This window comes from Bacillus sp. JJ1122 (assembly GCF_036964885.1).
GTDB lineage: Bacteria > Bacillota > Bacilli > Bacillales > Cytobacillaceae > Mesobacillus.
In genome coordinates this window covers 1-19,158 of sequence record NZ_JBALQL010000043.1, presented here as the reverse complement: position 1 = coordinate 19,158, position 19,158 = coordinate 1, and the positions used below count along the sequence as shown (strand labels likewise).

The 19,158-nt window shown below is 40.5% G+C and carries 20 protein-coding genes; 16 read left to right on the top strand and 4 right to left on the bottom strand.

Annotation, left to right across the window (positions count from 1 at the left end; genetic code table 11):
* The first annotated feature begins 44 nt into the window (after nucleotides 1-44).
* The 3 genes from V7201_RS21215 to V7201_RS21205 are packed head-to-tail and all read left to right on the top strand — an operon-like array spanning nucleotide 45 to nucleotide 5,503.
* Nucleotides 45-1,961, top strand: coding sequence for a putative thiazole-containing bacteriocin maturation protein (locus V7201_RS21215; RefSeq protein WP_335378744.1), 1,917 nt, complete (start codon nucleotides 45-47; stop codon nucleotides 1,959-1,961).
* Entirely contained in the window at nucleotides 1,958-3,904 is a 1,947-nt protein-coding gene (locus V7201_RS21210; RefSeq protein WP_335378743.1) for a TOMM precursor leader peptide-binding protein, read from the top strand. Before V7201_RS21215 ends, V7201_RS21210 begins: the two co-directional genes overlap by 4 nt.
* A 21-nt stretch (nucleotides 3,905-3,925) precedes the next feature.
* A complete protein-coding gene (locus V7201_RS21205; RefSeq protein ID WP_335378742.1) occupies nucleotides 3,926-5,503 on the top strand; it encodes a SagB family peptide dehydrogenase in 1,578 nt (525 codons plus the stop codon).
* 116 nt (nucleotides 5,504-5,619) lie between these two features.
* Here the strand turns inward: V7201_RS21205 and V7201_RS21200 are convergent, their stop codons facing one another.
* On the bottom strand, nucleotides 5,620-6,759 hold the full coding sequence (locus tag V7201_RS21200) for a DUF2812 domain-containing protein (RefSeq protein ID WP_335378741.1): 1,140 nt from the start codon (nucleotides 6,757-6,759) through the stop codon (nucleotides 5,620-5,622).
* Complete coding sequence (locus tag V7201_RS21195; RefSeq protein ID WP_335378740.1) at nucleotides 6,756-7,085, bottom strand: PadR family transcriptional regulator; 330 nt, start codon at nucleotides 7,083-7,085, stop codon at nucleotides 6,756-6,758. The genes V7201_RS21200 and V7201_RS21195 overlap by 4 nt, the downstream gene beginning before the upstream one ends.
* Before the next feature lie 616 nt (nucleotides 7,086-7,701).
* Between V7201_RS21195 and spxA the strand changes: the two genes are divergently transcribed.
* From spxA to V7201_RS21175, 4 genes are all read left to right on the top strand, one after another.
* Nucleotides 7,702-8,097, top strand: coding sequence for a transcriptional regulator SpxA (gene spxA, locus V7201_RS21190; protein WP_335378739.1), 396 nt, complete (start codon nucleotides 7,702-7,704; stop codon nucleotides 8,095-8,097).
* 30 nt (nucleotides 8,098-8,127) lie between these two features.
* Complete coding sequence (locus tag V7201_RS21185; RefSeq protein ID WP_335378738.1) at nucleotides 8,128-8,262, top strand: BA3454 family stress response protein; 135 nt, start codon at nucleotides 8,128-8,130, stop codon at nucleotides 8,260-8,262.
* 104 nt (nucleotides 8,263-8,366) lie between these two features.
* Nucleotides 8,367-8,780 carry an RrF2 family transcriptional regulator gene (locus tag V7201_RS21180; RefSeq protein ID WP_335378737.1) on the top strand — a complete coding sequence of 138 codons (414 nt, stop codon included), beginning with the start codon at nucleotides 8,367-8,369 and terminating at the stop codon, nucleotides 8,778-8,780.
* An 84-nt stretch (nucleotides 8,781-8,864) separates the two neighbouring features.
* On the top strand, nucleotides 8,865-9,203 hold the full coding sequence (locus V7201_RS21175) for an IDEAL domain-containing protein (protein WP_335378736.1): 339 nt from the start codon (nucleotides 8,865-8,867) through the stop codon (nucleotides 9,201-9,203).
* 283 nt (nucleotides 9,204-9,486) lie between these two features.
* Here V7201_RS21175 and V7201_RS21170 read toward each other — a convergent pair whose 3' ends face one another.
* Nucleotides 9,487-9,999: a hypothetical protein gene (locus V7201_RS21170; RefSeq protein ID WP_335378735.1), complete on the bottom strand. Its 513-nt coding sequence runs from the start codon at nucleotides 9,997-9,999 to the stop codon at nucleotides 9,487-9,489.
* A gap of 826 nt (nucleotides 10,000-10,825) precedes the next feature.
* Between V7201_RS21170 and V7201_RS21165 the strand changes: the two genes are divergently transcribed.
* The 7 genes from V7201_RS21165 (at nucleotide 10,826) to V7201_RS21135 (ending at nucleotide 16,603) form a co-directional block, all read left to right on the top strand.
* Nucleotides 10,826-11,104, top strand: a complete 279-nt coding sequence (locus V7201_RS21165) for a hypothetical protein (RefSeq protein ID WP_335378734.1) — start codon at nucleotides 10,826-10,828, stop codon at nucleotides 11,102-11,104.
* Nucleotides 11,105-11,211: 107 nt separating this feature from the next.
* Entirely contained in the window at nucleotides 11,212-11,904 is a 693-nt protein-coding gene (locus tag V7201_RS21160; protein ID WP_335378733.1) for a DUF421 domain-containing protein, read from the top strand.
* Nucleotides 11,905-12,184: 280 nt separating this feature from the next.
* Nucleotides 12,185-13,204 (top strand): STAS domain-containing protein, encoded by a 1,020-nt coding sequence (locus V7201_RS21155; RefSeq protein WP_335378732.1) that lies wholly within the window; start codon nucleotides 12,185-12,187, stop codon nucleotides 13,202-13,204.
* A 405-nt stretch (nucleotides 13,205-13,609) separates the two neighbouring features.
* Nucleotides 13,610-13,978, top strand: a complete 369-nt coding sequence (locus V7201_RS21150; protein ID WP_335378731.1) for a PH domain-containing protein — start codon at nucleotides 13,610-13,612, stop codon at nucleotides 13,976-13,978.
* Nucleotides 13,979-14,073: 95 nt separating this feature from the next.
* Entirely contained in the window at nucleotides 14,074-14,499 is a 426-nt protein-coding gene (locus V7201_RS21145; RefSeq protein WP_335378730.1) for a DUF6526 family protein, read from the top strand.
* Nucleotides 14,500-14,588: 89 nt separating this feature from the next.
* Nucleotides 14,589-15,515 (top strand): ABC transporter ATP-binding protein, encoded by a 927-nt coding sequence (locus V7201_RS21140; protein WP_335378729.1) that lies wholly within the window; start codon nucleotides 14,589-14,591, stop codon nucleotides 15,513-15,515.
* On the top strand, nucleotides 15,512-16,603 hold the full coding sequence (locus V7201_RS21135) for an ABC transporter permease (protein WP_335378728.1): 1,092 nt from the start codon (nucleotides 15,512-15,514) through the stop codon (nucleotides 16,601-16,603). Before V7201_RS21140 ends, V7201_RS21135 begins: the two co-directional genes overlap by 4 nt.
* 254 nt (nucleotides 16,604-16,857) lie before the next feature.
* Here V7201_RS21135 and V7201_RS21130 read toward each other — a convergent pair whose 3' ends face one another.
* Nucleotides 16,858-17,133, bottom strand: coding sequence for a hypothetical protein (locus V7201_RS21130; protein WP_335378727.1), 276 nt, complete (start codon nucleotides 17,131-17,133; stop codon nucleotides 16,858-16,860).
* Nucleotides 17,134-17,451: 318 nt separating this feature from the next.
* On the opposite strand from V7201_RS21130, the gene V7201_RS21125 reads away from it, so the two are divergent.
* Both V7201_RS21125 and V7201_RS21120 read left to right on the top strand, forming a co-directional pair.
* Nucleotides 17,452-18,030, top strand: a complete 579-nt coding sequence (locus V7201_RS21125; protein WP_335378726.1) for an RNA polymerase sigma factor — start codon at nucleotides 17,452-17,454, stop codon at nucleotides 18,028-18,030.
* Nucleotides 18,020-19,135 carry a DUF4179 domain-containing protein gene (locus V7201_RS21120; protein WP_335378725.1) on the top strand — a complete coding sequence of 372 codons (1,116 nt, stop codon included), beginning with the start codon at nucleotides 18,020-18,022 and terminating at the stop codon, nucleotides 19,133-19,135. The genes V7201_RS21125 and V7201_RS21120 overlap by 11 nt, the downstream gene beginning before the upstream one ends.
* Nucleotides 19,136-19,158: the final 23 nt, after the last annotated feature.

Genomic DNA, 19,158 nt, shown 5'->3' with positions numbered 1-19,158 from the left:
AGTCATAAAACAGATGAGATTAGCAGGGGCAAAGGAGGAGCGGCATGGAAAAATTGGACCCTTCTATGCGATTAAAAGTGAAGAGGGACACGTTTTATCTCCCTGAACCAAATAGCGGCGTTTATTTTCGGAACAATCAATGTTCTTTCCGAATCGAAGGAAATGGAATCGATCAATGGGTCGAGAAGCTGCTGCCGATGTTCAATGGGGAGTATTCACTTGAGTATTTGACAAACGGTTTGCCTGGGCCTTATAAAGACCGGGTACTTGAGATTGCTGAGGTATTGTATCGGAATGGCTTTGTGCGAGATGTGAGCATGGACCTTCCGCACCAACTGCCTGAACAAGTGGTGAAAAAATTTGCGTCCCAAATTGAGTTTGTCGACAGTTTATCAGATTCAGGTGCTTCGAGGTTTGAAGCCTTTCGCAAGAAGAATGTTCTGGCAGTGGGATCCGGTCCGTTTTTGACCTCATTGGTTTCTTCACTGATTGAAACAGGATCAGCGAAGCTGCATGTACTCATTACCGATGAGGTACCGACGAACAGAGGCCGGCTGATGGAACTCGTTGCCCATGCCCGTAAAACGGACCCTGAGGTGGAGTTGCAGGAGGTTATCATGAATGAAGATGGGTGGCGGGAAACTATAAAGCCATTCGATTCGGTTTTATATGTCACGCAAAAGGGGAATTTAGGGGAGCTGGACCTCCTCCATGCGATTTGCAGGACAGATAAGAAATTGTTTCTTCCTGCAGTTTGCAACGAAATGGTTGGGATAGCTGGCCCAATCATTCATCCTGATTCCGAGGCTGGATGGGATTCTGCATGGAGGCGCTTGCACTCTTCGGTATTGGAAGAACGGCAGATTCCTGTTGGATCAGCAATATCTGGAGCGATGCTTGCGAATATGATAGTCTTTGAATTTTTTAAAGAGGCAACAGGAGTTACAAAGCCAAACCAGAGAAATAGAATCTTTATGCTAGATTTAGAGACTCTTGAAGGAAGCTGGCATTCGTTTTTACCACATCCACTAGAGACAGGAAATATCACAGCTGAAAAAGTAGAAAGTCTTGAAATGCGGGTTGAACTCCGCTCAGAAAGAGTGGAGCCAGAAAAACTGCTGTATTTCTTCAGCCTGCTGACATCAAAAGAAACTGGGCTTTTTCATATTTGGGAGGAAGGGGATTCAAAGCAGCTGCCATTAGCGCAGTGCCGTGTTCAGCCAGTCGATGCGCTGTCAGAGGGGCCGGCAGAATTGTTGGATGAGGTGCTCTGCAGCGGTTTTACCCATGAAGAAGCACGGAGAGAGGCTGCCCTAACCGGAATAGAGGACTATGCTTCAAGACTGGGAAGAATGATTGTTCCTCATCATAGTGATGAATTTGTCGCAATCGGAGCGGGAGAAACGTTTGCCGAGAGTGTTGGCCGTGGGCTGCAAAAGTGTTTGGCTGAGCAGCTAAGAAAACAACAGCAGAATCAAACTAATACAATTTTACTTGCGCAGCTGGATACGATTGAGGATGAAAGGTGCGGGTTTTATTTAAAGGCACTTTCCACGATGCAAGAAGAGCCAATGATCGGATTAGCAGAAGAATTGAATGGTTTCCCTGTCGTTTATGTTGGCACTAGAGATGGATGGTATGGAAATGCTGATTTGAACATTACAATGGCGCTGAGGAAATCTCTGCAGCATGCGCTCTTCAAAGCTCAGAACGATTTTGATGCTTTCTCTTCAATTGCCTTAGAGGAGGCATCCGTGTTTTTTGATGAAAGGGAAGTGCAGAGGATCGCCATTCCTGCTTGTGGAGAAACAATACAGCCTGAGAATTTGAAGGAAGCGATCGAAGTCTTAAAAAGAAATCAAAAGCAGCTGGTGGTATACGAATTAGACCTTGAACCCGTTTTTAAACAGGAATTAGAAGGGGTGTTCGGTGTTCTGCTGCGAGAGGAGGAATTAAAATGAGTTCCTTCGTGGTAATTGTAGGAGAGGGATGGCTGGCAGACCGGGTATGTGAAGACTTATCAGCAAGCTATCCCGTTTTCCGACAGATTGATTTTGAAAAAAGAATCCCATTAAATACTGATTTAGTTCTGGTATTGCATGATACCTGGAAACCAGCCGATCATCAAATGGCAGAAGAAGTGATGAAACAGACATCCATATCGTGGCTGAGAGGTTTCGTTGCGTTTGGAGAAGGAATAGTTGGTCCTCTCGTTCGACCTAACACACCGGGATGCTCTCAATGTGCGGATTTGAGGCGTCTTCTCGGTGGGCAGGAACGGAATGAAATGCTCGAGGTGCAGCAAAAGCTAGCTGAGAACGGAGGAATTACAAGAGATCCGTGGGCTTCAAACACCGGTTTATTAAAGATGACGCACATAATCGTTGCCGAAGCAAGCAAGATTTTAGAAGGTAAAGAGGCACGTACTGAAGGAAGAGTGTTTTTAACCGAATTAAAAACGTTGAACAGCTCCTGGCATTCCTTTGTCCCCGACTCGTTATGCCCGGTCTGCAGCCAGGTACCGGATGATTCACCAGAATTGGCTTGTGTTTCACTTCAGCCTAGCCCGAAAATCCATGCTGACAGTTTTCGCTGTACACCGCTGGATGAACTGAAGCAAGTCCTTGTAAAAGATTATCTCGATAATCGGATGGGTCTTTTCAACAGCAAGATGTATGACCTGGTGACGCCATTTGCCGATGCGAGTGTCAATCTGCCAATGTTCTCAGGCGACGAAGGGACTGCCGGACGGACTCAAGTCTATGCAGAGAGCGAATTGACGGCCATTCTGGAAGGACTGGAACGTCACTGCGGTCTACAGCCGCGCGGTAAACGGACGGTGGTTCATGAAAGTTACCGGTATCTCGAGGAACACGCACTAAACCCATTGAAGGTTGGAGTACACACTGATGAACAGTATGAATTGCCTGGATTCCCTTTCCAGAAGTTTGATCCTGACCGACCGATTGATTGGGTTTGGGGTTACTCGTTAATCGAAGAACGGCCGATTCTCGTACCTGAGCTCCTTTCCTATTACAGTTTGGGCTGCGGATCAGCCGGTTTTGTTTATGAAACCTCCAATGGCTGCGCACTGGGCGGCAGCAGGGAGGAGGCAATTTTTTATGGAATCATGGAAGTAGTCGAACGAGATTCATTCCTGTTGACCTGGTATGCGCAGTTGAAATTGCCGCGTCTTGACCCACATTCTGCTGATGATCAGGAATTGGAATTAATGATCGAAAGGATGAGGGCAGTCGCAGGGTATGATTTGTATTTGTATAACTCCACTATGGAGCATGGAATTCCAAGTGTCTGGGCGATGGCGAAAAACAGGAAGGAGAAAGGACTGAATGTAATCCTTGCTGCAGGAGCACATCTAGACCCTGTAAGAGCGGCTAAAAGCGCGATACAAGAGCTTGCTGGCATGATGCTGAGCCTTGATGAGAAATTTGAGGAGAATAAGGAGAAATATGAAAAAATGCTCAACGATGCTTCACTTGTGAGACAGATGGATGACCACGGCATGCTGTACGCGCTTCCACAGGCAGAAGAGCGCTTCAAGTTTTTGCTAGATGACCAACGACCAATGCGAAGTTTTAAAGAGGAATTCAAGTGGAAGTCAGAGAACTCAGACCTGACAGAAGACTTAAAGGATATCCTCCATGTATTTCGCAGCCTGAATCTCGATGTGATTGTCGTTGATCAAACAGCACCGGAATTGTTACGGAATGGACTGCACTGCGTCAAAGTGTTAATTCCTGGGATGCTCCCAATGACGTTTGGTCATCATCTTACCCGCCTGACAGGATTGGATCGGGTTCTTAAAGTCCCAATGGAACTAGGGTATGCCGATCAGCCATTGACATTTGAGCAGCTTAATCACCATCCGCATCCGTTTCCTTAAAGATACTAGGAGGTTAGGAGGATGAGTCTGGAAGAATTTTTGCATAATCTGCAATTTGATATTAATCGAGCCAATCAGCCAAATTGGGAAGTGGATTGGGAAGATGCGCCTCTTGCTTATAAGCTCTACCGTGGTTTGCCTGTTATTCCATTATCTGCGGAAGTACCACTGACACTTGCCGAGATTCCAGCGCCTGCAGAACCGGACCTGGACAGAATCGGTCATTTCCTCTGGTACGTATATGGCATGACCCAGGTGAGCCAGTCTGTATATCCAGAGGATGCACTTGAGAACGAATCATACCCAATGCAGTCTTATCGGAGGTTTGCAGCTTCGGGCGGTGCGCTATATCCAAACGAATTGTATATGTATTTAAAGGTAGAGGGTTTGCCGGATGGTGTGTACCATTATAATGCAGCCCACCACCAGCTGGTATTACTCCGGGAAGGAAATGTTGATTCATATCTAGAAAGTGCTCTCGGTAATCGATGTGAGATCGCGAACTGTTTTGGCACAGCATTCGTATCAACAAGATTTTGGAAGAACTTTTTTAAATACAATAACTTTTCCTATCGATTGCAGGGGCTGGATGCTGGCGTACTTATGGGCCAGTTATTAGAAACAGCCAAACGGTTTGGATTTGAGTCAGGAGTATACTTCCAGTTTCTTGATTCAGCAATAAACCATCTTATTGGACTTTCTGAAGAAGAGGAGAGTGTGTATTCAGTTATCCCACTGTCGGTTGCTACGACCAATTGGGCTTATAACGGAAGGGGATTTCAACGAGAAATCACCGCTGAAGAATTATGCAAGGAACTGCCCATTATTTTTCTAGAACACTATGAACGGTCTGGCAGGATTAGAGAGTACCCTATGTTAATAGAAATGAACGAAGCATCGAAAATCCACTCAAGCTGCGATTTTCAGAAACTCCATGAACAACCTGGCTTAAGGAGCGTGGAAAAAGAAATACATCTGCCTGACATAGATTTATTGACGTACGATTTCGCGGAGACATGCAAAAATCGTTATTCACCAGAAATGGATTTTATGATGGGGAAGGTTAGCCAGCAGCAGCTGGCTGCTCTCTTGAAAGAAGCAACTCAATCATTTTTGTACCGTAATGATCTAGATGATGTAATTTATAGAAATGGACCTCATGTTTCACTATATGGCTGCTTATATAATGCAGAGGAAGTACCGAACGGAGCTTATTTATATGACCATACTTCACATTCTATGAGAGAAATTAGCCAGGGAGATCATCGGCTTTTTTTACAATCAGGTCTGTCAATGGATAATGTCAATTTACTTCAAGTACCGCTTTGCCTGCATGTAGCAGGAAACAAGGATTATTTCAAAGATACATTCGGTTACAGGGGCTACCGAATTATGCAAATGGAAGCAGGTATGCTCGTACAGCGATTACTAATCACTGCGTCAGCACTCGGAATGGGAGGGCATCCGCTTCTTGGTTTTGATACGAATAAAAGCGATGATTTATACAAAATGGATTCAAGTGGGCAAACTACCTTAATACAAATACCGATTGGTTTTTACCGGCCTCGGCAGTGGTTGAAAGGGAGTTTGGAAGCATAGGGACGCTTCTTGTGCTTCTTTTTTTGGAACGTGGGGACAGTTCTTGTGTTTCTTTTTGGAACGTGAGAACCGTCCCCGTGTTTCTATTTCTTCAATCGATAATAATACAACCAGGATCAAACTGTAAACGATCCAAATGCCAGAATGGTCAGCATGTACATAAAACTATTAAGTAAATTTAAATTTAATAGTCGGTTGTTGAGTATGTCGGAGATGAATATTCCCACCAGGAAAAAGTATAAAATTATGATTGGAAGAAACAGTGCACTATATGTCAATGCTACGCGCTTGGCATGTTTCAACGCTTGAGGTCTGTCACTATAAATTTGTGGTTTTTCTTCGCCTTCTGAGAATTCTTTAGCCCAGATCGTCCATTTCTGAATGGAGGAAAGCGATCTAAACATACAATGCCATCCTGAATCTTTATGAATATGATAATAGTTTTCGTCAGCAAGATTTTGATAATCTGCACAATAACTAACTTTACGAGGGCTGGAAACGATAAAATAGAAGGTTGTGCCTAGTTTGCTTATGCGGTAAAGGTTATAACCTAGTTCTTCCATTGCTTCAAGCCATTCTTCAAGTTTATCGGGACTATACATCCATCCGAATTTTCGTTTCACAATGATCTTGCCCGATTGTTTCCATTGTCTTTCCTGTTTTCTAGTCAGACTTTTTTCGGGCCGATTACTAAATACATCACTCTTGTTTTTTTCGTGTTGTAATCCTTTATTAGATTTTATGATTTTGATAATGGCATACACTCCGATAAAGGAAAGAGCGATTGCAATTACTAACACAGAGTAAGTTAACAGCCACCAGGGGCTTTCGACAACTTCAACTTGATCCCCTTGGAAACTTATTAATGTAATATTCATAATGGCTGTTATGGTGAAATAAAGTAATATAGCACTTAAAAGATACATGATTTTCTTGTTATGCTGAATTACTCCGTCACGAACTGGAGAAGTCTTTAATAAATCAAACGGCCTGTCATTGGAGAATATATGCCAGTTCCCAGACTGTGAAACTTTGACCCACTCTTCATTTGATAAGGATCTGGAAAGGGATAGATTCTTCACTTTATCAAATACAATTCGATACGTTGTTGTTTTTGATGCGCTTTTTTGAAAGTGAAAGGTATGAGTCCAGCGATTAAATTTCACCAGTTGATACCCTTTTTCAGACATACCCAAAAGCCACTTCTCAGTGTCTGCTACATCAAAGCTCCAAAACGGTCTCAAGACTTTGATCATTTAAAATCCTCCTCATGCAATAGGGCATTCTTGTAAAGCTCTTTAAGTCTGCTGATTTCAGCCGCGATTAATTTCCTGCCAATTTCAGTCGTCTCGTACACAGTTTTCCGTTCTTCATCAGCAAATACTGTGATTACACCATCTTTTTGCATTTTTGTTAATGTTCCATATACTGTTCCAGATCCCAGTTGTAATCGTGAATATGATATTTCCTCAACGTATTTAACGATTCCATATCCATGGCGAGGTTTCGCTAAAGACAATAGGATATAAAATGCTGTTTCTGTCATCGGGATGTATTTCTTCAAGACTTTTTCAATATCCATGTAAGCAGCTCATTTCCACTTTTTGTTAATATGTCATATCATGACTATATCACGGTGTGACATAGGAAACAAGCAAAACTTTTCATTGGTACTTGGGGACGGTTCTCTTGCTTCCTGACTGATAAGTGGAGCGAGATTGTAATTAAGGAGCTAAGGAAGCACTTTTTAAAAAAAGAAGCATAAGGTACGTCCCTTTGCTTGCATTGGAATGCCGCTACTAGTAATAAAATTGATCTTACTGGTAATAAACTGAATCTTACTGGTAATAAATCCACTCTTAGTGGTGATAAAGGAGGTTTCTCTAGTATTCATAAGCTTTTTAGTTCGAAAAAACCGATATTTTAGCTTAAATAGAACCAAAAACTTAAGAATAAATAGGAGAACAGGTGAGGAGGTAACATTTTTAAGAAGATCTAATGGAAATTCAGTTATTTTAGATGTGGTTACAATATTCTTCATTAGATTGAAGCGCATGCATAAAATCATATTGACTTCTTGAACTGTAAAGATTAATATTACAGTATTGAATAAGTAATGAAAGCTTACGATACAGTCTTATCTAAAATGTAATTTTTATTATTACAGTTTATAACCCTTATTAAGGAGTTGTTTATATATGGTCACTTTATATATCACACCGAGCTGTACTTCTTGCCGGAAAGCGAGGGCGTGGCTTGAGGAACATCAAATTGAATATGTTGAAAGAAATATTATTTCGGAGCCCCTTACAGAGGAGGAGATTAAATCGATTCTTCGGCTTACTGAGGATGGCACTGAGGAGATTATTTCAACGAACTCAAAAACGTATCAGCAATTAAATGTGGATATTGATTCACTCCCGCTTAAAAAATTATATGAATTAATCATTGAAAATCCGACTATGCTGCGCCGTCCAATTATCCAGGACCACAAAAGATTGCAGGTTGGTTACAACGATGAAGAAATTCGCCGTTTTCTGCCACGCAGTCTTCGGACTTTTCCTGTCATCGAGTGGGAAAGCAAGGCTAATTAATCTTTAAAAAAAGGAAGGAGGATGGTCAAGATGAGGGAGGTATTCCTTACAGTACATTATAAAGGTAAGAATTATCAAACCAATGTGATCGTAAAAAGGGAAATGGAATGGGACCAAATTAAACGTCTAGCCGAGGAGCAAGTGGAGAAACAGTGGAGGACGTAGCGTGATTCAATAGAAACAGCAGCTTTGACAAAATAATCTGTAACATATAATATTACAGTAAATAAGGGGATTTGCAATTGATCCTCATGTTGGGAGCCAAGGCTATGAACAGTGACTTTACTCTTGCCATTCACAGTTTAACTTTTCTTGCACTGCAGCCGGATCGAATGTCCACAAGCGATGCGATTTCAGAGAGTGCAGGCGTTCATCCGGTACGTATTCGTAAAGTGCTGAGTTTGTTGAAGAAGCACGGATTTATTAAATCGAAAGAAGGTACGGGCGGAGGATTTCTTTTTGCGATCGATCTCAGCGATGTGAACCTTTGGGATATATATAAATTAACTTCTGAAGGCGCATTGCAGCCAAAATGTCCTGAATCAAATGAGCGGTGTGTCGTTGGAGCCAATATGCAAAGAGTCCTATTTGCCATTTTCCTTGGTGCTGAAGAACATTTGGGGGAATTTTTAAAGAACTATTCCTTAAAAGAAGTGGTCGACCTGATCAATAAAGAAGAGTAATTAGAAGAGTACAGATCTCTTCATGATGGAAATGTAATAAAAAAAATTACAGTTAAGCAGGAATTTTTTAATGAGGTGAAAAATATGTCCAATAATAATTCCATTTTAAAAATCGGCGACTGGATAAAGGCCCAATCACGCGATGGGGAATTAATCATCGGTTATGTTGAATCATTTGATCTTCTTGAAGAAATGACGAAGGTAACCGTAACCACAAGTGATCATCAAGAATTAGTTGGCAAAACCATTCCAATAATGAATAATATGGTTAAAATATTGCCTAATTCAAATGTGAGAAATAAAGAACAAATTCTTAATCTAATAGATTTGGCGCTAGCTACTGGAGATGAAGATTGGTTTTTGGAGCTGTCTGCCAAGCTGAATGCCATGAGGGAGCTTGTTAGGAGCGTAAAGTCACATTGATAAAAGAATGGAGGAACTTGTTTGATTTGAAAAGACTGGTTCTGTTTAATGGGTTCTTTTTAAGAGTTAAAAACGGCAAAATCCAACGCTAAAAGGGTGCGAAATCTCAAAGATTTTCGCACCCTATTTTTTTGTATATCAATGTTTTGCCATTCAGCATACTAAAATTACGAATAGAATCGCAAAGAAATAATGAATATTATGATAAACTTCCATGGCAAAAAAGGCATAGCCTAGTTCTATAGAATATTACTTCGGCAATCATAATGTTGATTTAATTAAATCAATTAGTTGAATTGGGTTTATAAGGGTGTCTCTTTTCAGTAAAGTTCGTAAGCCAAATGTTAGCGGTAAATACAACCAAATAGACGAAAAAGGATAAATACAATTTCCAACCCATATATGTAAAAACATGAAATTTCACAGAAATCCATTCTAGAGCGATTGCTATCCCTGCCCAAAAAATAATATAAAATAGAAGCTTTAAACCCTTGGGTTTATTATGTTGATAGAAGTTTACGACAAAGTAAGTCAGAGTAGGATAAGTTACAAAGTGCAATAATTCATCAAATAATTCATGTGTTTTATGATCGATCGTAAAGTAAAAGTCATTTGGTTTTACACCAATGGTAATATCTGCCGACAAAGCAAGAAAGACATTAAATGTCCAAATAATAGTAATAGTAACAGCAGATAAGTGTCTAGGTAATATAAACATGATGGCCCAAGATAATAGTGTGGAAATAATAATGAAAATTTCATTTGCATCAAAATGTATAGGTAGAGGTAAAATCATCTTGTCGTATTCACCTCATTGCTTCTATTAATAAGTTTTTCTAAATAAAAGGAGTAAATAGCTAATAATATAATAATTAGACTGTATCTCAAATATCCATAAAACACATTCCAATTTACCCATTCCAAATAACCAATTTGAACGAAATATAACTCTATAGAAATAAGTGCTGTTAAGAATATGAAAAGATGAATAAGTTTACTGAAAATTGAACGTTTAGAGAACAAAATATAAATTAACCATAAAAGTAAGGCTGGCTTGAGAGACATCTCAGGAAGTTTTTGTGTCCAAAAAATTAATTGACTTGAGGGATCTTGCTTCGTTAATTTTAAATTTAAGTTAATGATTATTCCTGTATTGGTAATAAGAATATTGGATAAAAAATAACAGCCAAAGACGTTAGTGACGTTCATTTTCTTCGTCAAAATAAATAAGGAAATCATAGAAAAAATTGCTAATATTAGAAAAAGACACAATGTTTTCATGTTATTCCCCTTCTTATTTTATATGTACAGTATTTACCTAAAGTTATTTTTTATTAGTGGAATAACAGAAATTCAATTGAGGGACAAGAAATACACCAATAAGGGAAAGGGAAAGGGAAACGGGGGAGAAGTTCAATCTTATCTGCCTTTGTTTAAGATAAATAATCGAATTACCATGCTTTTTCGTGTGTTAATTAAACTGTCATTTCAATTTACACCTCAAAATAGAACCCGTATATCTTTGCTAGGACTGTTTTTTCTTGGGAATTCAAAGGAGATTGCTCCAAAGGCAAAGAATAATAAAAAGGTAGAATTTGAATCGGATCAGAGGAGTGATGTCGATGGCAGAAACAAAGTTTTCTAACCAAAGTTCCACTGGATATAAGCGAAAAAGACATTCTCATAGAGGCATCAGCTTCCTGCACATGCTCCGCTTTACCTTCTTAATATTCATATCATTGGTATTGGTCTACATCTACTATCTTTATTCTAAGGACCTCCTTCAAAAAACGATTCTTGATCTTTGGAAAAAACATCAGAACATCATCGTAAGCTTATCGATATTCATTACCTATACAGCTATCATTTTTCAACTAGGCGTATGGAAAGGGAAAAGATAATAGAAGAAATTGGATTTATTGGACATTGCCTAAAACCGATCACTTTTTTAAAAATTAGGGTTCAAATTCCACGGATTTTTCCATAATGGTAAAAAGGAGTGGGAGTGATGAATCATTATCTATCGATTGCAGTAGAGCTTACATGTGGATTTGTATTTTTATTTATCGCCACAAAGCTGCAAGGAAAAACGCAGTTTTCTCAAATAACCCCTTTCGATTTTATCTCAGCTGTCATCCTGGGTGAGCTGCTGGGGAACGCCATCTATGACCATGAAGTAAGACTCGGAGAAATTGCATTTTCCGTTGCTATATGGGCGGCACTTGTTTATGTAACCGAAATGGTAACGCAAAAGTTCATCGGTACACGAAAATTATTAGAAGGTGAGCCCAATATTGTCGTTCATAAAGGCCAAATTAAATACGACGCTTTGAAAAAAGCAAAGCTGGATATCAATCAGCTTCAAAGCTTAGTCAGGCAGCAAGGGTATTTCTCCCTGAGAGAAGTAGAATATGCGATCATTGAAACCAATGGGATGATCAGTGTCCTCCCTAAGGCGGATTACGACACACCGAAAAATAGTGATATGAAAATCAAAGCAGATGCCCCGAGTTTACCGATTAATTTGATCGTCGACGGAGAAGTAGTGAGCGAAAATTTAAAAGAAGCCGGGTTTGATGAACAGTGGCTGAAGAAGGAGTTAGAAAAGCAGAAGATCCATCATTATGAAGATGTGCTGTTTGCAGAATGGATGCAAAATGAACCGGTTTTTGTGATTAAATATGAGCGGAAGGCACAATAATTTTAATACAAAAAAGGCTGAACCCTCTAAATACCGCTTCAGCCTTTTTGGCATTTCCCCAATGTAAACGGTGGGACGGTTCTTGTGCTACATTCCGGAGGCGAATAGTAAAGGAGCATGACTTAGAGTAAATGGTTAAATAATGTGGTTTTATGTTATTAAAGTTTCGATTCTCGGTCTCAACTACTAGTAAGAGTTTGTTATAAAAGGGTAGTGAATTGGTATATTACTTTGTTTTAAGATATTATAGAATTAATTCAGTTTATCAAGGGAGAGAAAAATGGGGAATTCAAACTATCAGATTAGAGTGAACAAAAATGAGTTCGTATGGAATGACCAGGAGGGTGAACTTACATTTGATGGGGCCCCTGCACTGCTTTTCTGGGATTCAGCAATCGAGCTGTTTTTAAATACGATTGAAGAAATTTCTGGAAATGATGTGTCGAAGACCGTATATGAAGTGACAGGTTTTCGCATGGGACTACTTGTAAGCTCTTATTATGAAGGAAGAACCGATGTGGTTCAGCTGTTGAATGAGTATAGTGATATATACAGAAGCGCTGGCTGGGGAATCTCTGAGATTCATGAGTATTCTTATGAGGAAAAAAGGGCTGTCGTGCGAATACGCAATAGCTGGGAACATCGCATTTTCAAGCTTGCCGATAAAAATAAAGCTGGAGTGTTGCTTCCAAGTCATTGGGCAGGCATATTCAGCGGTCTTTTCAAGCAAAACATGTGGTATAAGATGGTGCATAGCCAACTTGAAGGCCATGATTATGATGAAATAGAGATCTTCCCATCTGATGTGACCATTTCGCAAAACATCCATGAATTAGCGAGAAAAAAAGAGCAGGAAAGCATTATGGAATTGGAGAAAAAGGTGGAAACACGTACGGAAGAGCTTTCCTCTTTGATCCAAGAACTCTCCTCCCCAATCATCCCGGTTCTTAAGGATATTCTTGTCATCCCTTTGATTGGCAAGTACAATGAAGAGCGGCTCAGCAATTTAATTGAAAAGGCTTTAGTTGAACTTAGCAGACTGAAAGCTAAATACCTATTAATCGACTTAACGGGTATTAAGCATGTCGATTCATATACCATTCACGGCATCCAAAAATTGATCCAGTCGATTCGCCTGATCGGTGGCCAATGCTTTATTGTCGGCGTGTCAGCTGAACTGAGCATCCAAATATTAAGTTCAACCGTAAAAATAGAAGGAATTCAATCCTTCTCCAGTCTTCAGCAAGGTGTAGAATACGCCATCCAGCAGAATGGGTATGAATTAGTTAAAAAGAAATAATCATGAGGCTGAACAGGAATCTTCCTGTTCAGTTTTTTTGTGAACATGGGGACGGTTCTTTTGTTTCATACGGGAGGCGAAATGGGAAGGGGCATAAGGAGTTAAAGATGATTTGCAATCTTCTCCTTGCAACTGGACCCTGGAGTTGTGTTCAAGGATAAATGCAAGGAAAGAACTTGTTAAGAATGTAAATCAATTTGATCCCATATGCTTTATAAAGCTGTTTTTAATTGGGAAATTAAAGGTTTTTGTTGCATATGTAATGAATAAGTAAGGGGGAGGAGATGAAATCGTTCAGTGGACTAAAATTGATGGTTGTAACAATGTTTTCGAACGGGTTTGCAACTGGCAATAAAGATAAGCGGTTGTGAATGAAGACTGTTAGCTGACAGGGGGAAGTAATTTATGAAAGCTGATTTAGAAACTGCAAAGACCTATTTAACCGAGACGGAGAATGTGCTATCTTCCTTGTACTGTCAAATAGATTTGAGCTATATCAGCAGGTCGGGCATTTTGGCAGCGACAGACGAGAAGCTTTTGTTTTGTGCAGATGCAATGTTTGGAAAAGGCATGAAATGGGAGTTTCAATATGAAAAAATTTTAAACTTTAATGATAGTGACGGAATTGTCTATGGAACTATTCCATTTATCAAAAAGTTAATGATGCATTATGATGATGATTATATTGTTTTTGAAAATTTTTCGAATTCTCATAAAGTAAATGACCTTTCAACATTAATTAAATCAAAAGTGAAAAATGCAGGTGCTGTTTAAGCTTGTAGGTCCGGTATGAACGGTGTGTTGATGAGAGCTGACAAAATGTGAAGTGAGAAGAGAAGCACTAGATACGTCCCTGGGAGGTTGTTAATATGGAGCAAAATTATCAAAACCATAGAAAAATGGACCCGATATTTCATTTTGGGATCATTTTACTTGGACTTATTACACTTATTTTATCGCTTGTGTTTTTCTTTCAGCATCTTGGCAGTCAGTGGCTGTTGAGTGTGATTGTGTTAGGGTTTGCGCTGATGCTTGTATTAATAACGGTAAGGCTTAGAGGGTATGCACTTCAGCTACAGGATCGAATCATCCGTAATGAGGAAAATTTTCGTTATTATCGATTAACTGGGAATCAATTAGACTCCGAGCTTTCTTTGCAGCAAGTGATAGCACTAAGATTTGCAGGAGATGAAGAATACCTGGAGCTGGTTGAGCGCGTGAAGTCAGAGAATCTTCCACCAGGTGAGATTAAAAAGGCAATTCAGCATTGGAGAGCCGATCACCATCGCGTATAATAGAAAGGAAACAGCTTCCTAATGGCTGTTTCTTTTTTTGGATGAGTTTTTTCAAAATTCAAGATCATTCCCTTATAAGGAGGCTTGTCATGCTTAATGACATAATAGTAGATGTAAAAGGATTAAAAAAGCGATATGGCTCCTTCACTGCGGTTAATGGAGTATCGTTTCAGGTGGGAAAAGGAGAAATTTTCGGTCTGCTTGGTCCGAATGGAGCTGGGAAAACGACTACCATTGAAATGTTAGTTAGTCTGAGAAAGCCGGATGAAGGAACGGCAACTCTTGCTGGCTTTGATGTGAAAAAAGAAGTGAACAAAGTCAAAGAGGTCATTGGGGTACAGCTGCAGTCCACCTCCTTATTCGAGCTATTAAAAGTAGAAGAGATCCTGAAGTTGTACGGAAGTTTTTATCCAAGCCATGTGAACATTGATGAACTAATCGGTGATATGCTCCTGACTGAAAAACGGAACGATCGCATCAAGGGACTGTCTGGAGGGCAAAAGCAGCGTCTCGCCATTGCGCTAGCACTGATCCATGATCCAGACATTGTGTTCCTCGATGAACCAACGACTGGCCTTGATCCCCAGGCAAGAAGAACCCTCTGGGACATCGTCTTACGTTTAAAGGAGCGAGGAAAAACAATCATTCTCTCCACGCATTATATGGATGAAGCCCATGTTCTCTGTGACCGCATCGGAATCATGGATCAAGGAGAACTGATTGCTCTTGACACGCCGGACAATCTAGTGAAAAAACTCCAATCTACTAGCACAGTAGAATTCCATTTGAGCAATCCACCTGAGCAGGAGTGGTTTTTGAAAATGGAAGGTGTGAAAGAGGTGTCCATAAAGGATACTTTCGTCCAGTTATATACGGATGATCTGCAGACTGCTTTAACGTCCTTAATCCAGGCTTCTGCGGAACATCAGTTCAAGATTGAGGATTTACAAACACGCTTCGCAACATTAGAGGATGTGTTCATTCATATGACAGGAAGGAGCATCCGGGAATCATGAGAGCATATTGGCAATTAACGATCGCGCAATTACGGATTTTTGCTCGAAATAAACAGGTCTTATTCTTTACGTTACTCTTCCCGATTATCTTAATGCTGGCGCTCGGATCCTTTGCCGGAAAAGGCAACAATCTATCGTTAAAAGTAGGGATGGTCGATTCTGACCAAACGGAAGCCTCGAAGGATTTAGTAGAATTGTTTAATAAGCATGAAGGTCTAAAAATAAAAAAATATCAAAAAGTCAAAAGCGGAAAACAAGCGGTGAAAAATGGAGACATCCAGCTTCTCGTTGACATCCCAAAAGGTTATGAAGCAAACGTGAAGAATGAGAAACAAGCCTTTTCTCTTCCCGTTTATTATAATGAGAAAAACCTTGCAACCTCAGAGCTTGGCCTAACGGTTGTGAACGGAATCATTGATCAATACAGTAAAGACCTTGTGGACTACAAGCCGTTAGTAACCGTTGAAAAGGTGGGCATTGAAGCCATGAATATACGTTATGTTGACTTCCTCGTACCAGGAATCGTCGCCATGATGATCATGAGCAACAATATGAATGGAGTCGCAGGCCAGATTTCTGCCTGGCGTGAAAGAGGAATTTTGCGAAGAATGCAGGGAACGAGACTAAAAGCCTCTACCTTCATTGCTGCTCAAATCACGGCGCGCTTACTCCTTAATGGAACCCAAGCTATGCTGGTCGTGCTCATTGCCCATTTCGTCTTTAGCATAGAGGTCGCAGGTTCATGGCTTGCCCTGATTTTTTTCATTGTACTTGGCACCCTTGCGTTTATGTCACTTGGGTTCATTATTGCCGGAATTGCGAAAAACCCCGAAAGTGCAGGGCCGATTGCTGGATTCATTACGTTTCCGATGCTGTTCCTCGGAGGCGTGTTCTTCCCGATCAGTAATATGCCAGATATCATTCAGCCGATTGTAAAGATCCTGCCGATTGCGCATTTGAGTTCTGCTTTGAGGGAAACGATGAACCTTGGAACACCTTTCCTACAATTAGGGACCGAAACTCTTTTATTAGGTTGTTGGCTAGTGGGCGGGTTTTTGCTGGCTAGTTATGTTTTTAAGTGGGAGTAGGCTTTGCGATTACCTTAAGGACTTTGTTTTAATAAATGAATGAAAAAAGTGCAACGAGTTGTTATGAGAAGAGGTCCGAGAACAACTTAATGATGAAAAAGCAGGTACTTTAGATTTTTTATCAGTCTTACTCGCGGAAAGCGAGAATCCTTAAGTTCCAGTCACTACTCTAAAGCAACAATGGTTACGAAATCAGTAAATGAAAAAAAGGAGTGCCAAAAAGATGGCGCTCCTTATTTCTATTTTTTCTCCATTTAGTAAGGAGAGTATGGAACATTATAATTTGGATATTGTGAGTATGGATATGGATATGGATACGGGTAAGGCGGATAAGCCGGGTATGGCGGATAATATCCGAATCCAGGACCTGGAGCCAATAATGCACCAGTTGCAAGTCCTCCTAAGAAACCTAAGCCTAAGCCAAGTCCAGATCCACCAAATCCACCGAAACCAAATCCAGGTCTGCCTATGCCAAATCCAGGTCTTCCAACGCCGAAGCCAGGACGTACACGATGATAATGATGTGTCAAAGCAATTTCCTCCTCTATTATTTAAAATCATTAAAGGATATGCTTAAATAGCCTATTTTGCTTGGGCATCTAGCCCCCAAGTATGAATTTATTCCATTGCTAATCAAGGGGACGTATCTTATGCTTCCATTTATTTTTAAAGGCTTTCATAGGATCCTTTAATATTATGATACAAAATCCTACTGTTAAAGGAAGCGAAGGGTACGTCCCTCTGCTTCTAGCAATAAAACGTTACATATTTTTTTTTTGCTAAAAATGAAACCATTATGCACTGTCTGATCGACATACTAGTGAGAAAAATAAATGGAGGTTGCCCAGTTGAGTGAGGAACAGAAATTATTAAATCAAATAAGGGCAGGGGATGGGGATGCGTTCAGCACCCTGGTCGAACAGCTGCTATCTTCTGCTTATAAGACGGCTTATCTCATCCTTGGTTCGAGGGAGCTGGCTGAGGATGCTGTCCAGATTGCCCTGGAGGACTGCTATCTCAGTATTATGCGAGATGTGGAAATCCGCCATTTTAAAGCATGGTTTTACCGGCTTGTCTATACCCGTTCAATCGACGTATATCGGAAGCAAAAGCGAAACCAGTTTACGGATCTAGAAAATAATCCAGAGGCGGTTTCCAAGATGATGTCCGAGTCCGCTCAGGAAAAGGCCGTTGAAAAAGAAACAAGGCAAGAAATGCTTCAGCTGATTACCTATTTAAAGGATGAACAAAGAGTCCCGTTGCTGCTGTATTACTTTGAAAACTTATCAGTAAAGGAAATCAGCATGATCCTCAATGAAAACAGCAATACGGTAAAAACAAGGTTGTCCCGCGGCAGGAAAAAGCTTGGAGAACTCATGAAAAAGCAGACCCACTTTCAAATGGAGGAGAAATCTTATGGGATATGAAAAGGATGAACTGAAGGTCCCGGTTTCACTGGAGAAGTTTACAAAGAATTTGCCTGAGCGATTTGCGGCTGGAGAATTTGATGAAAACAGAATGGAGAAGGTTGGCAGTGAGCTTGTAGATTTTAATAAGGCCTTGAAAAAGCAGTGGACCGGTTGGAAAAAGGCAGGGGTGGCAACGGCTGCTGTTGCTGCCAGCTTCATGCTATTTGTTGGTTCAGGGTTTGTATCCCCAACGATGGCTAAGATGGTTGCGAAGATTCCTCCGTTAAGCTCGATCTTTAACAGCCAAGAGCAAAACCTGACGGAGCGCTTAACACAAGCTTTGAAAAAAGAAGGATATCCTGTTAAGCAAGTGAACCAGCATGTCGGGGGCAAAAAAGAAGGAATCCTCGTTACATTGGATGCATCCGAAAAGCAGGTCAAGGATATGGAAGCTGGAGTGAAAAAAATCGGTCTTTCCATTGTCCAGAACGAGGAGTTCAAAGGGACGAGAATCGAGGATTATTATATTAAGGTAAGAAAACATAATGAACCTTCTGTAGAATGGAAGCAGGAGCAAGCCGAAATCGAAAAGGAAAGTGAAGAAGTGTTCGCCATCGTGCAAGCTGCCTTAAAGCCGTTCGATTTTCAGAATAGTATTGGCTGGGATAGTAAATCTGTAGAGCTTGAGATCCCTAGCACTGAAAAGCAAGAAAAAGTGGATGAAATCAAAAAGGCTGTAGAGGATGCTCTCGCAGCAGGCGGTAAGGATTATGTTGAGGTGAAGATCAGGAAGTATAATCTGGCCAAACGAGAGCAATACGCACGCTGGAGTAACGCAGTATCAGGCATCGCTCATGAATTTAAAACGTATAAAAAATACAAAGTGTCAGGTGTCGGGTATCAGAGCAAAGAAGGATTGATGAGAATCTTCATCACTATGAAGATGAAGAGCACGGAAGAAGGGGCAGCCGAACACGCCAGCGACCTGTATTCAATGGCAGAGGAATTTATCAAGTCAGATGAAATTTGGCCAATTGTTAAAGAGGATCCTTATAAGATTGTCGTTCGGACAAAGGATAAAAAAGAATTTGTTGTTGAAGATGGAGAAAAGCGTTTTAAATAATAATAGCACGGGGACGTATCTTT